The sequence below is a fragment of the Naumannella halotolerans genome, assembly GCF_004364645.1.
Taxonomy (GTDB): Bacteria; Actinomycetota; Actinomycetes; order Propionibacteriales; family Propionibacteriaceae; genus Naumannella; species Naumannella halotolerans.
This window is the reverse complement of record NZ_SOAW01000001.1, coordinates 733,984-746,149: the sequence shown is the minus strand read 5'-3', so window position 1 is coordinate 746,149 and position 12,166 is coordinate 733,984. Positions and strand designations below refer to the sequence as shown.

Here is a 12,166-nt window from a genome sequence, read left to right as displayed (position 1 = left end):
CCGCGTCGGGCGACCCGGCCGCCGACCGGACAGCCGATCGATGCCGTGGCATCCACAGGCGATACCCCGGAGACCGCTGAGCGACACCACCGCTTCACTTTAGGTACACATTGACCAGGGGTGGAAGGAAGCATTGCCAATCGATTCCGCGGCAGTGTATACATTGACTGATGTCAACGTTGGACGAGCGACCGCAGACGCGGGCCAGTGACCGGGCCTACGCGACGTTGCTGTCCGACATCCAGGCCGGGACGCTCCCACCCGGAGCCGTGCTCGGCGAGGTGGAACAGGCCGCGCGACTGGGTGTCAGCCGGACCCCGCTGCGAGAGGCGATCCGTCGCCTGGTCGCCGATGGCCTGGTGGTCCAGCAGTCCCCGCGGGTGACCGTGGTCTCGGCCATCGGCGCCGAGGACATCCGTTCGCTGTTCGAACTGCGTCGTGCCCTGGAGGAGGCTGCGGCCCGCGCGGCGGCTCGGCGTGGTGACCCCGAGGTCTTCGCAGCCCTGGCCGAGGAGTTCGACCCGGCGCGACTGCGGCTGGCGGAGAAGGCTGGGCGCGACGTCTACTACTCCTGCATCGCCCGCTTCGACGCGGCGATCGATGCTGCTGTCGGCAACGACTTCCTCACCTCGGCGCTGCGCGGAGTCCGTACCCACCTGGTGCGGGTACGCCGGCTCGCCCGGGACAAACCCGACCGTCTGGCCGCCTCGGTCACCGAGCACCGGTTGATCGCCTCGGCGATCGCCGCCGGTGACTCCGACCTGGCGGCCCATGCCACCCATGTCCATCTGCACAACGCCCTGACAAGTATCCTCGACACACTCCCGGAAGGTCATCGATGACAATCAACCATCCCGTCCGCATGTACCGCAGCGACGAGAACCTCGCACGTGAGGACCAGCTCGCTTGGAAGATCGCCGAGGTCGCCACCGATCCGGTGCCGGTCGACCCCGAGGTCACCGAGATGGTGATCAACCGGATCATCGACAATGCCTCGGTCGCCGCCGCCTCGCTGCTGCGCGGACCGATCGTCTCCGCCCGCTCCCAGGCCCTCGACCATCCGGTCACCCGCAACGGCAACGGCTCGACCACCTTCGGCTGCCAGCTCGATGTCCGTTCCAGCCCGGAGTGGGCTGCCTGGGCCAACGGTGTGGCGGTCCGCGAGCTGGACTACCACGACACCTTCCTGGCCGCCGAGTACTCCCACCCCGGTGACAACATCCCGCCGATCGTCGCCGTCGCCCAGCACGTCGGCTCCGACGGTGCCGCCCTGCTGCGCGGCATCGCCACCGGGTACGAGATCCAGATGGATCTGGTCCGCGCGATCAGCCTGCACAAGCACAAGATCGACCATGTCGCCCACCTCGGCCCGTCGGCCGCCGCCGGCATCGGCACCATGCTGGGTCTGCCCACCGAGGTGATCTACCAGGCCGTCGGTCAGGCCCTGCACACCACCACCGCCACCCGGCAGTCCCGCAAGGGCGAGATCTCCACCTGGAAGGCACACGCCCCGGCCTTCGCCGGCAAGCTGGCGGTCGAGGCCGTCGACCGGGCCATGCGCGGGCAGACCAGCCCGTCGCCGATCTACGAGGGTGAGGACGGCGTGATCGCCTGGCTGCTCGACGGACCCGAGGGCCGCTACGAGGTGCCGCTGCCGGCACCGGGTGAGGCGAAGCGGGCGATCCTCGACTCCTACACCAAGGAGCACTCCGCGGAGTACCAGGCACAGGCCTGGATCGATCTGGCCCGACGGCTGGGCAACGAGCACCCGGAGCTGAAGGATCCGAGCAAGATCGATTCGATCGTCCTGCACACCAGTCACCACACGCACTATGTGATCGGTTCGGGTTCCGGTGATCCGCAGAAGTACGATCCGTCGGCCTCGCGGGAGACCCTGGACCACTCGATCCCCTACATCTTCGCCGTCGCCCTGCAGGACGGTGGCTGGCACCACGTCGACTCCTACGCCCCCGAGCGGGCGGCACGTCCTGACACCGTCGAGCTGTGGAACAAGATCACCACCGCCGAGGACCCGGAGTGGACCCGTCGCTACCACTCCGAGGATCCCGACGAGAAGGCCTTCGGCGGCCGGGTGGAGATCAAGCTCACCGACGGCTCCACGATCACCGAGGAGATCGCGGTCGCCGATGCGCATCCGCTGGGCGCCCGCCCGTTCGTCCGGGAGAACTACATCAACAAGTTCAAGCTGCTCGCCGAGCCGATGTTGGAACAGTCCGAGATCGATCGCTTCCTGGAGTTGGTGCAGCGTCTGCCGGAGCTGAGCGCCGAAGAGGTCGCGCAGTTGACGATCATCGCCAAGCCCGGTCTGCTCGACTCAGTCAGTGCCCCGAAGGGCTTGTTCTGATGCAACCGTCATCACCCAGGAAGGGAGTGCGCTGATGTTGTACGCGAAGACACCGGCCCACGAGAAGCGCCGCCTGTTCCGTGAGCGACTCGCCACCGGTGAGCTGCTGTGCTTCCCCGGTGCGTTCAATCCGCTGTCGGCGAAGCTGATCGAGCGCAAGGGCTTCGACGGGGTCTACATCTCCGGCGCGGTGCTGTCGGCCGATCTGGGTCTGCCCGACATCGGGTTGACCACGCTGACCGAGGTGGCCCAGCGCGCCGGGCAGATCGCCCGGGTGACCGACCTGCCGTCGATCGTCGACGCCGACACCGGTTTCGGTGAGGCGATGAATGTCGCCCGTACCGTGCAGACCCTGGAGGACGCCGGTCTGGCCGGTTGTCACATCGAGGACCAGGTGAACCCGAAGCGTTGTGGTCACCTGGACGGCAAGGAGGTCGTCGGGACTTCCACCGCGGTCCAGCGGATCCGTTCGGCCGCCGATGCCCGCCGCGACGACAACTTCCTGATCATGGCCCGGACCGACATCCGGGCGTTGGAAGGTCTGGACGCGGCGATCGACCGATCCAAGGCCCTGGTCGACGCCGGCGCCGATGCCATCTTCGGTGAGGCGATGCGTGACCTGTCGGAGTTCGAGCAGCTCGCCGCCGCGCTGGACGTACCGGTGCTGGCGAACATGACCGAGTTCGGCAAGAGCGAGCTGTTCACCGTCGATCAACTCCGCGATGTCGGGGTACGGATGGTGATCTGGCCGGTGTCGACCCTGCGGATGGCGATGGGGGCCACCGAGCGGGCACTGGACACCCTGCTCTCCGAGGGCAACCTGACCAGCCAGTTGGGCGCCATGCAACACCGGGCCGATCTGTACGACCTGCTCGACTACGAGGAGTACAACAGCTTCGACTCCTCGATCTTCAACTTCCAGATCACCAAGTGATCCCGATCCCGCACGTCGCAAAGGAGCACGACCATGTCAGATGAGATCAAGCCCGAGGACATCAAGAAGGGACTCGCCGGTGTCGTCGTCGACTACACCGCGGTCTCGAAGGTGAACCCGGAGACCAACAGCCTGCTCTACCGCGGCTACCCGGTGCAGGAGCTGGCCGCCACCCAGCCGTTCGAGGCCGTGGCCTACCTGCTCTGGAACGGCGAGCTGCCGACCGCGGAGCAACTGGCGGAGTTGCGCAAGGTGGAGCGGGAGAATCGTCCTCTGGCCGACAACGTGAAGGCCGTGATCGACCTGCTGCCGACCGACGCCCACCCGATGGACGAGGTCCGCACTGCGGTGAGCGCCATCGGTGCGAACGACACCAGCGGCGCCAAGTCGGTGATGGAAGCCGGTGGTACGGCCGAGGACAATCTGGCCCGCAGCATCCGGCTCTATGCCGCACTGCCGGCGATCGTCGCCTACGGCCAGCGTCGGCGTCGCGGTGAGGAGGTCGTCGAGCCGCGTGATGATCTTGACTATGCGGCGAACTTCTTGTGGATGACCTTCGGCGAGGAGGCCGATCCGCTGGTGGTCGATGCCTTCAACCGTTCGATGATCCTGTATGCCGAGCACTCCTTCAACGCCTCCACCTTCACCGCCCGCGTGGTCACCTCCACCATGAGCGACCTGTACTCGGCGATCACCGCCGCCATCGGCGCCTTGAAGGGCCCGTTGCACGGCGGGGCGAACGAGGCCGTGCTGCACGTCTTCGACGAGATCGGCAGCGCCGAGAACGTGAAGCCGTGGTTGGACAAGGCGCTGGCGGAGAAGCGCAAGATCATGGGCTTCGGCCACCGCGTCTACAAGCGCGGCGACTCCCGCGTACCGACGATGAAGGATGCGCTGGACTCGCTGGTCGAGCACTACGACCGACAGGACGTTCTGGAGCTCTACACCGCGCTGGAGAGCGAGTTCGTCGAGCGCAAGGGGATCTATCCGAACCTGGACTACCCCTCGGGCCCGGCCTACAACCTGATCGGTTTCGACACGTTGACCTTCACCCCGCTGTTCGTCGCCTCCCGGGTGACCGGCTGGAGCGCCCACGTGCTGGAGCAGGCGGCCTCGAATGCGCTGATCCGTCCGCTGTCGGCCTACAACGGCCCGGATGAGCGACACATCGAAGGTTATGTCGCCACCGAGACCGAGAAGGAAGCACTCGAACGCCCGGAGGAGAGCGCCTGATCGGAAGGCCCGATTCGGACAGACATGACCCCGGTCCTCGACCGAGGTCATGTCTGTCCGGGCATTTTCACAGCGATCCCGCCTGCATCCGTTCCGCAGGAAACGCAGCTCAAAGAGAATCTTGAGTGCGAATCCTGCGGAACAGATTCAAGGGACGACGGTCCTACGACCTCCCACGGACGGTTCTCTCACGGCTCACCGGACTCGGCGCACGTGTTCCAGACGCGACCGGCTGCTGGCTGGCCGGCGAGTCCCTCAGAGCGGTGTCACGTAGGCGCCGGAGATGCCGCCGTCGACCACGAAACTGGAGGCGGTGACGAAGGAGGCGTCGTCGCTGGCCAGGAAGGCCACGGCTGCCGCCAGTTCCTCGGGCTGGGCGAACCGGCCGATCGGTACGTGGATCAGCCGCCGTTGTGCCCGCTCGGGGTCGGCGGCGAACAGCTCCCGCAGCAACGGGGTGTCCACCGGTCCCGGGCACAGCGCGTTCACCCGGATGCCCTGCCGGGCGAACTGCACGCCGAGCTCCCGACTCATCGCCAACACCCCACCCTTGGAGGCGGTGTAGGAGATCTGCGAGGTGGCAGATCCCAGTAGCGCAACGAAGGAGGCGGTGTTGATGATCGACCCTGACCCCTGTTGGGTCATGTGCCGCAGAGCGGCTCGACAACACAGATAGACGCTCTTCAGGTTGACGTCCTGCACCTTCTCCCAGGCAGGCAACTCGGTGGTCTCGATCGAATCGTCGTCGTCGGGTGAGATGCCTGCGTTGTTGAACGCGATGTCCACCGAGCCGAAGAGCTCCGCGGTGCTGTCGAAGAGATGATCGACCTGTGCCTGGTTGGTGACGTCGACGACGACGAAGGCGCCGCCGACCTCCGCGGCGGCGCGCTCACCGGCCTCGACCGACAGGTCGCCGATCACCACCTTGGCTCCTTCGGCGGCCAGGCGTCGGGCGGTGGCCAAGCCGATGCCACTGGCACCGCCGGTGATCACCGCGACCTTCCCGGCCAGACGCTGGGTGAGGTCGATCGAGGGTCCTGGACGGGCGGATTCGGACACTGCTGTTCTCCTTGATCAGTTCGTTCGGGCGGTGAGTCGCCGCTCAGGTGGAGGCGAAGAAGACGTTCTTGGTCTCGGTGAAGGCCAGTGCGGCGTCCGGCCCGAGCTCGCGGCCGATACCGCTGTGCTTGAACCCGCCGAAGGGCGTCGCGTAACGGACCGCGGAGTTGGAGTTCACCGACAGGTTGCCCGCCTGCACGGACTTCGCCAGGCGCAGTCCCCGACCGAGATCACGGGTCCAGATGGATCCGGCCAGACCGTAGTCGGAGTCATTGGCCAATCGGATCGCGTCGGCCTCGTCATCGAATCCGATCACGGAGACGACGGGGCCGAAGATCTCCTCCCGGGAGAGTCGATCGGCCGGCGAGCTGGGCAGGAGCACGGTCGGGGCGAACCAGTAGCCGGGTCCCTGCGGCTCCTGCCCGCGGAAGGCGACGCGACCGGGATCGGCCAACATCGCCCGTACTCGCTCCAGATGCGGCTTCGACACCAGCGGACCCATCTCGGTCGCCTCGTCGTGGGGATCCCCCACCCGGAAGGACTTCACCGCAGGCTCGAGCAGTTCCAGGAACCGGTCGAGCACCGAGTTCTGCACCAGCAGCCGGCTGCGGGCGCAACAGTCCTGACCGGTGTTGTCGAAGACACCTCCCGGTGCGGCGGCCGCCGCCGCTTCGAGGTCGGCATCGGCGAAGACGATGTTGGCACTCTTTCCACCGAGTTCGAGTGTCACCGGCTTGATCTGCCTGGCCGCCCCGGCCATCACCTTCTCCCCGGTGACGGTGGATCCGGTGAAGACGATCTTGCGTACCGCGGGATGTTCGACCAGTCGGGAACCGACGACCGATCCCTCCCCCGGAAGCACCTGGAACAGCCCCTCCGGCAGTCCTGCCTGCAGCCCGAGTTCGGCCAGCCGCAGTGCTGTCAGCGGGGTCCACTCCGCAGGTTTCAGCACCACCGCATTGCCGGCGGCCAGGGCCGGCGCGAAGCCCCAGGTGGCGATGGTCATCGGGAAGTTCCAGGGGACGATCACCCCGACCACGCCGAAGGGCTCCAACAAGGTGACGTCGAGGCCACCGGCCACCGGGATCTGCTTGCCGATCAGCCGTTCGGGCACCGCGGCGTAGTAGTGCAGGACGTCGCGGACGTGGCCGGCCTCCCAGCGGGCGTTGCCGATCGGGTGCCCGGAGTTGCGCACCTCCAGCTGGGCCAGTTCCTCGGTGTGGTTGTCGACCGCCTCGGCGAAGGTACGCAATGCCTTGGCCCGGTCCGACGGAGCCAGTTCGGCCCATACCCGCTGGGCGCCCAGGGCACGCTCCACCGCAGCGTCGACGTCGGCGACGGTGCTGAACGAGAGTTCGGTGATCACCGATTCGTCGGCGGGATTGATCAAGGTGATGCTGCTCATGACTCTCCTTCTCGGCCGGGTACGTGGCCGTTCACGCGCGATCCCCGCTCGCGGCCCGGCGGGCCATCCGGCGTTCGGCCGCTTCGACGATGCTGCGGAAGAGGCGGCGGTCCTCGATCGTCTCCTCCGGATGCCATTGCACGGCCAGACCGTAGCTCAGTTGTGGCAGGTCCAGTCCCTGGATCACCCCGTCCTCCCCACGCGCACTGACCACCAGGCCGTCGGCCACCATGTCGACGGCCTGGTGGTGATGGCTCATCACCGAGATGGCGTCGACATCGGCCAGTACCTCCGACAGCCGCGTGCCCTGTTCCACCCGGACCGGGTTGACGGTGAACGTACCCTGACCACCGCTGTAGTGATCACCACCGATGACCTCCGGCAGGTGCTGGTGCAGGGTACCTCCGAGGCAGACGTTGATCATCTGCAGACCGCGACAGATCCCGAGCACGGGAAGATCGATGTCGATCGCCGCCTCCAGCAGCGCGGCCTCCCAGGCATCGCGGTCCAACCGCGGCTGATCGGTCGTCGCCAATCGCTCCTGCCCGTAGCGGGCAGGGTCGACATCGCGGCCGCCGGTGAGGATCAGCGCATCGAGCGCGGAGACGACCCGACGGGCGATCATGGCATCCACCGGCTGCGGTGCCAGGAGCATCGCCACCCCTCCGGCGTCGGTGACGCCGTCGAGGTAGACCTTCGGCAGGAACGAGGCGCGGACATCCCACACACCGGTCTGGGACTGTTCGAGGTAGGTGGTCAGGCCGATCAGCGGTGCTGGGCGGTCACCCCGGATGGAGTCGGTCACCGCTCACAACCTCTCGAATCCGCGGAACTTCTCCCAGTCGGTGACTGCGGACTCGAATGCCCTGATCTCCACGGCGGCGTAGTTGAGGTAGTGATCGACCACCTCGTCGCCGAAGGCCTCGCGGGCGATCACCGAGTTCGCGAACAGCTGCGCCGCTTCGCTCAGCGTGGTCGGCACCCGGGGTGCATCGGAGTGATAGGCATTGCCGCTGGTCAGCTCCGGCAGCTCGGATTCGTGGTCGATGCCGTACAGCCCGCCGGCGATGATCGCGGCGGTCGCGAGGTACGGGTTGACGTCACCTCCCGGGACCCGGTTCTCCACCCGCAGGGACGGCCCGTGACCGACCACCCGCAGGGCACAGGTGCGGTTGTCGACACCCCAGGCGATGGCGGTCGGAGCGAAGCTGCCGTCGACGTATCGCTTGTAGGAGTTGATGTTCGGGGCGCTGAACAGCGTCAGTTCCCGCATACTGCCCAGCAGCCCGCCGATCCAGTGCTGCATCAGCGGGGAGAAGCCATGGGGCTGATCACCGGCCATCACCGGTTCCCCCTCGACACCCCGGACCGACAGGTGGATGTGGCAGGAGTTGCCCTCCCGCTCGTTGTACTTGGCCATGAAGGTCAGGGCCTTGCCATGGGCATCGGCGATCGTCTTTGCACCGTTCTTGTAGATGCTGTGGTTGTCACAGGTGATCAAGGCCTCGTCGAAACGGAAGCCGATCTCCTGCTGGCCGAAGTTGCACTCGCCCTTCACGCCCTCGCAGTACATCCCGGCTGCGTCCATGCCGTTGCGGATGTCGCGCAACAACGGCTCCAGTCGACCGGAGGCGAGCAGGTCGTAGTCGACGTTGTAGTCGGTCGCGTACCGCAGCTCCCGGTAACCCTTGGCCCAGGCGTCGCGATAGGTCTCGTCGAAGACCAGGAACTCCAACTCGGTCCCGACATGGGCGGTCAATCCCCGCTCGGCCAGCCGATCGAGTTGGCGCTTCAGGATCGCCCGTGGGCTCGGTCCGACCGCTCCCCCGTCGACGAACTCCAGATCGGCCATCACCAACGCTGCGCCCGGCTGCCACGGGAGTCGGCGCAGGGTCGACAGGTCGGGTCGCAGGACCATGTCGCCATACCCGGATTCCCAACTGGACAGGGCATACCCGTCGACGGTGTTCATGTCGACGTCGACGGCCAGCAGGTAGTTGCAGGCCTCGGCACCGTGATCGGAAACCTCCTCGACGAACAGTCGCGCACTGACCCGTTTGCCGACCAGCCGACCCTGCATATCGGCGAAGGCGACAACCACCGTGTCGACTTCGCGCTCAGTCACGGCCGTGGCAAGATCCTCCGGCGTCAACAGCCCATGCCCATCAGCCATGCGTACCTCCCGGGTCCGTGGTCGCCGAGCGCACAGTTCGGGACCAATTCGGTTACAACGGTAGTGCACCCCGGCATTCAGGAGCATTCTCTTCTGAGCGGGTTCCCACCCGCGGCAGATCAGTTCCGAGTGAGGAGCAGCATGGCCGAGTCGTCGCGTACCCAAGGGGTCACCTACACCACTGCGGACACCGAGTACTTCAAGAACCGGCAGCTGAAGCGCAGCGCCGGGGTCTGGGGACTGTGGGGGCTGGCCGTGGCGGCCGTCATCTCCGGGGATTTCTCGGGGTGGAACTTCGGCATCGACTTCGCCGGCTTCGGTGGGATGTTGATCGCCTTCGTGATCTTGGTGGTCATGTACTACGGGCTGACCTTCTCCATCGGTGAGATGGCCGCGGCGATGCCGCACACCGGTGGCGCGTACTCCTTCGCCCGCTCGGCGATGGGTCCCTGGGGAGGCCTGGCGACGGGCCTGGCCGAGACCGTGGAGTACGTCGCGACCACCGCGGTGGTGGTGTACTTCTCGGCCAGTTACGCCGACGGCATCACCTCCACGCTGCTCGGGGTGAGTCTGCCCGCGCCGGTGTGGTGGGCCCTGTTGTACGCGGTCTTCATCGCCTTGAACGCGGCCGGTGCGAATGTCTCCTTCACCTTCGCGATCGTGGTCTCGGTGATCTCCATCGGCATCCTGGTGGTCTTCGGGGTGATGGCGCTGGCCTCGGGCGCGTTCAGCTGGGCCTCGCTGTGGGACATCGAGGTCGATGCCGCGGCGGTCGGCAGCTCGTCCTTCCTGCCCCACGGGGTCTTCCCGATCCTCTTCGCCCTGCCCTTCGCAATGTGGTTCTTCCTTGGGATCGAGGAGCTCCCCCTGGCAGCCGAGGAGTCGCGCAACCCGACCAAGGACATCCCGCGGGCCGGTCTGTGGGCCCGCGGAACCTTGATCGTCACCGGACTGATCGTGCTCTTCCTGAACACCGGTGTGCTCGGTTCGGAGGCGACCGGTGTCTCCACCGAGCCGTTGTTGGAGGGATTCGCCGCGATCGTCGGCGATCAGGCCGCGGCGGTCTTCTCGCTGCTCGCACTGGTCGGCCTGTTCGCCTCGCTGATGGGCATCATGTTCGCCTACGGCCGGAACATGTACTCGCTGTCGCGGGCCGGTTACTACCCGCGCTTCCTGTCCCTGACCGGCAAGCGGCAGACGCCGTGGGTGGCGCTGCTGGTCGGAGCGGTGATCGGTTTCCTGGCGCTGGTGATCGTGCAGGCCAGCGGTGGTGACTCCAGCCCGGCCGGTGCGATCGTGTTGAACATCGCGGTCTGGGGTGCGGTGCTGGCCTACTTCATGCAGATGGTCTCGTTCCTGCTGCTGCGCAAGAAGTTCCCCGACGCCAAGCGCCCGTACCGTTCGCCGATGGGACGGTTCGGTGCCGCCTCGGCAGCGGTGATCGCCGCATTCGTCTTCGTCGGGTTCCTGCTGAACGAGACGTTCCGCCCGGCGATCATCGCGATCATCGTGATCTATGTGTTGATCTTCGCCGTGTTCGCCGTCTACGGGCGCCATCGGCTGGTCCTGTCGCCGGAGGAGGAGTACGCCAACAGCGGCGGACTCCGCGGTGACCCCGACGACATGCAGGAGGGGGAACTGAGCGACCTGGAGCAGCAGATCGCCGAACAGGACGAACCGCGGACCTGACCTCCGCCCGTGAGCAGCCACCGTCCGTGAGCAGCCGCTCGCCGGTGCTTCGACAGGCTGGTGATCCCGTCTTGCGTCCTCGGCCTCGTCCGACCGAGGGGTACGTCGGAGCACGGCATCGGTGGAAGCTTGGTCAGCTCCCGGTCAGGTGGACGAAGTGTTCGAGGTTTCCGGTCGTCCCGGGCAGCGGGCTCTGCATCGTCCCCCGGCAGTGCCATCCCAGCGCATCCGCACAGGCGACGACCCTGTCCACTGCTTGCTGCCGCAGGCCCGGATTGGCGACCACACCATGTTTGTCCAACCCTGAGCGGCCCACCTCGAACTGCGGCTTCACCAGCAGCAGTGCCCAACCGGCCGGATCGACGACATCGAGGATCGGAGCCAGCAGTTTGGTCAGGGAGATGAACGAGACATCCCCCACGGCCAGGTCCACCCGGCGGCCGGCCAGGTGGCGGTCGAGCTCGAGATCGCGCAGGTGCAGCCCTTCCAGGTTGTGCACCCGGGGATCCTGGCGCAGGGGTGCGGCGAGCTGGTCGTGCCCGACGTCGACGGCGTAGACCTCCCGGCAGCCGCGATCCAACAGCACCTGGCTGAAACCGCCGGTCGACGCACCGGCGTCCAGCGCCCGGCCGCCGACCTGCAGGTCGAACGCGTCCAGTGCACCGATGAGCTTGTCCGCGGCCCGAGAGACCCACCGGGCGGCCTCGGCGACGCCGATCCGGGCATCCGGGGAGACGGTGATGCCCGGCCGGGTGACCACTGTCCCGTCGACGGTGACCTCACCGGCCCGGATCATCGCTGCCGCAGCGGTACGAGAACGTGCCAATCCCCTGGCTGCCAGGGCGACGTCGAGCCGTTCGCTCACCCACCCACCTACTGACCGCGGCGGTTGATGATCTCTTGCAGCGCCTCGTGGGCGCGGCTGAGCTGGGCCTGCACCTGGGCAGGGTCGGTGGCGAGTTCACCCAGCTCGGCGAGTACGGCGTCGACCTCGGGCTCGCCGGTGTGCGGCGGGTCGGTGAGCCGAGGTGCGTCCTGGGGGTCACCGTTGCGGGACGCACCCGTGGTCTCCGGCTCGGCCTCCACTCGTGGTGCCGCGGCGCCGGTGCTCCTTGGGCCGGCGAGGGAAGCAGGCGTCGGCGTACCGGTCATCCGGTGTCCGCCCTCGCCTGGTGTACGTTCCCCGCGATCGGGTCCGCTCGAATCGTTCATCTCCACCTCCTGTTGATCTGTCACCCACACCGGGCCAGCAGCCGAACCCGGTCGGACATCGGGCACGGGTCGCCCCTGGTGAATCCGCCTCTAGTG

The 12,166-nt window shown here is 67.0% G+C and carries 11 protein-coding genes; 5 read left to right on the top strand and 6 right to left on the bottom strand.

The genetic code is table 11. The annotated features are described in order from the left end of the window. Window positions 1–170: 170 nt before the first annotated feature. Genes CLV29_RS03525 through CLV29_RS03510 form a run of 4 tightly spaced genes read left to right on the top strand, consistent with a single transcriptional unit; the run spans window position 171 to window position 4,532 of the window. The gene (locus CLV29_RS03525; RefSeq protein ID WP_133753668.1) at window positions 171–842 is read left to right on the top strand and encodes a GntR family transcriptional regulator; all 672 of its coding nucleotides are present in this window, start codon (window positions 171–173) and stop codon (window positions 840–842) included. Window positions 843–862: 20 nt separating this feature from the next. Then, entirely contained in the window at window positions 863–2,365 is a 1,503-nt protein-coding gene (locus CLV29_RS03520; RefSeq protein WP_243831701.1) for an MmgE/PrpD family protein, read from the top strand. Window positions 2,366–2,399: 34 nt separating this feature from the next. Then, window positions 2,400–3,299: a methylisocitrate lyase gene (gene prpB / locus CLV29_RS03515; protein ID WP_133753666.1), complete on the top strand. Its 900-nt coding sequence runs from the start codon at window positions 2,400–2,402 to the stop codon at window positions 3,297–3,299. Between the two features lie 33 nt (window positions 3,300–3,332). Further along, window positions 3,333–4,532: a bifunctional 2-methylcitrate synthase/citrate synthase gene (locus tag CLV29_RS03510; protein ID WP_133753665.1), complete on the top strand. Its 1,200-nt coding sequence runs from the start codon at window positions 3,333–3,335 to the stop codon at window positions 4,530–4,532. A 255-nt stretch (window positions 4,533–4,787) separates the two neighbouring features. Here CLV29_RS03510 and CLV29_RS03505 read toward each other — a convergent pair whose 3' ends face one another. From CLV29_RS03505 to CLV29_RS03490, 4 genes are read right to left on the bottom strand one after another with little or no spacing between them, the layout of a single operon-like run. Further along, a complete protein-coding gene (locus CLV29_RS03505; protein ID WP_243831700.1) occupies window positions 4,788–5,591 on the bottom strand; it encodes a 3-oxoacyl-ACP reductase in 804 nt (267 codons plus the stop codon). A gap of 43 nt (window positions 5,592–5,634) precedes the next feature. Continuing rightward, window positions 5,635–6,996 (bottom strand): aldehyde dehydrogenase family protein, encoded by a 1,362-nt coding sequence (locus CLV29_RS03500; RefSeq protein ID WP_133753664.1) that lies wholly within the window; start codon window positions 6,994–6,996, stop codon window positions 5,635–5,637. Between the two features lie 31 nt (window positions 6,997–7,027). After that, window positions 7,028–7,801, bottom strand: coding sequence for a gamma-glutamyl-gamma-aminobutyrate hydrolase family protein (locus CLV29_RS03495; RefSeq protein WP_243831699.1), 774 nt, complete (start codon window positions 7,799–7,801; stop codon window positions 7,028–7,030). 3 nt (window positions 7,802–7,804) lie between these two features. Continuing rightward, window positions 7,805–9,121 (bottom strand): glutamine synthetase family protein, encoded by a 1,317-nt coding sequence (locus tag CLV29_RS03490; protein WP_279586448.1) that lies wholly within the window; start codon window positions 9,119–9,121, stop codon window positions 7,805–7,807. A 189-nt stretch (window positions 9,122–9,310) separates the two neighbouring features. On the opposite strand from CLV29_RS03490, the gene CLV29_RS03485 reads away from it, so the two are divergent. Then, a complete protein-coding gene (locus CLV29_RS03485; protein WP_133753662.1) occupies window positions 9,311–10,858 on the top strand; it encodes an amino acid permease in 1,548 nt (515 codons plus the stop codon). Window positions 10,859–10,991: 133 nt separating this feature from the next. Here the strand turns inward: CLV29_RS03485 and CLV29_RS03480 are convergent, their stop codons facing one another. Next, a complete protein-coding gene (locus CLV29_RS03480) occupies window positions 10,992–11,723 on the bottom strand; it encodes a TlyA family RNA methyltransferase (protein ID WP_133753661.1) in 732 nt (243 codons plus the stop codon). A gap of 8 nt (window positions 11,724–11,731) precedes the next feature. Further along, window positions 11,732–12,070: a hypothetical protein gene (locus tag CLV29_RS03475; RefSeq protein WP_133753660.1), complete on the bottom strand. Its 339-nt coding sequence runs from the start codon at window positions 12,068–12,070 to the stop codon at window positions 11,732–11,734. Window positions 12,071–12,166: the final 96 nt, after the last annotated feature.

Bases quoted from the DNA above. Each gene is read 5' to 3' on its own strand.
- CLV29_RS03525 (WP_133753668.1), top strand. From the start codon at position 171: ATGTCAACGTTGGACGAGCGACCGCAGACGCGGGCCAGTGACCGGGCC.
- CLV29_RS03520 (WP_243831701.1), top strand. From the start codon at position 863: ATGTACCGCAGCGACGAGAACCTCGCACGTGAGGACCAGCTCGCTTGG.
- prpB (WP_133753666.1), top strand. From the start codon at position 2,400: ATGTTGTACGCGAAGACACCGGCCCACGAGAAGCGCCGCCTGTTCCGT.
- CLV29_RS03510 (WP_133753665.1), top strand. From the start codon at position 3,333: ATGTCAGATGAGATCAAGCCCGAGGACATCAAGAAGGGACTCGCCGGT.
- CLV29_RS03500 (WP_133753664.1), bottom strand. From the start codon at position 6,996: ATGAGCAGCATCACCTTGATCAATCCCGCCGACGAATCGGTGATCACC.
- CLV29_RS03485 (WP_133753662.1), top strand. From the start codon at position 9,311: ATGGCCGAGTCGTCGCGTACCCAAGGGGTCACCTACACCACTGCGGAC.
- CLV29_RS03475 (WP_133753660.1), bottom strand. From the start codon at position 12,070: ATGAACGATTCGAGCGGACCCGATCGCGGGGAACGTACACCAGGCGAG.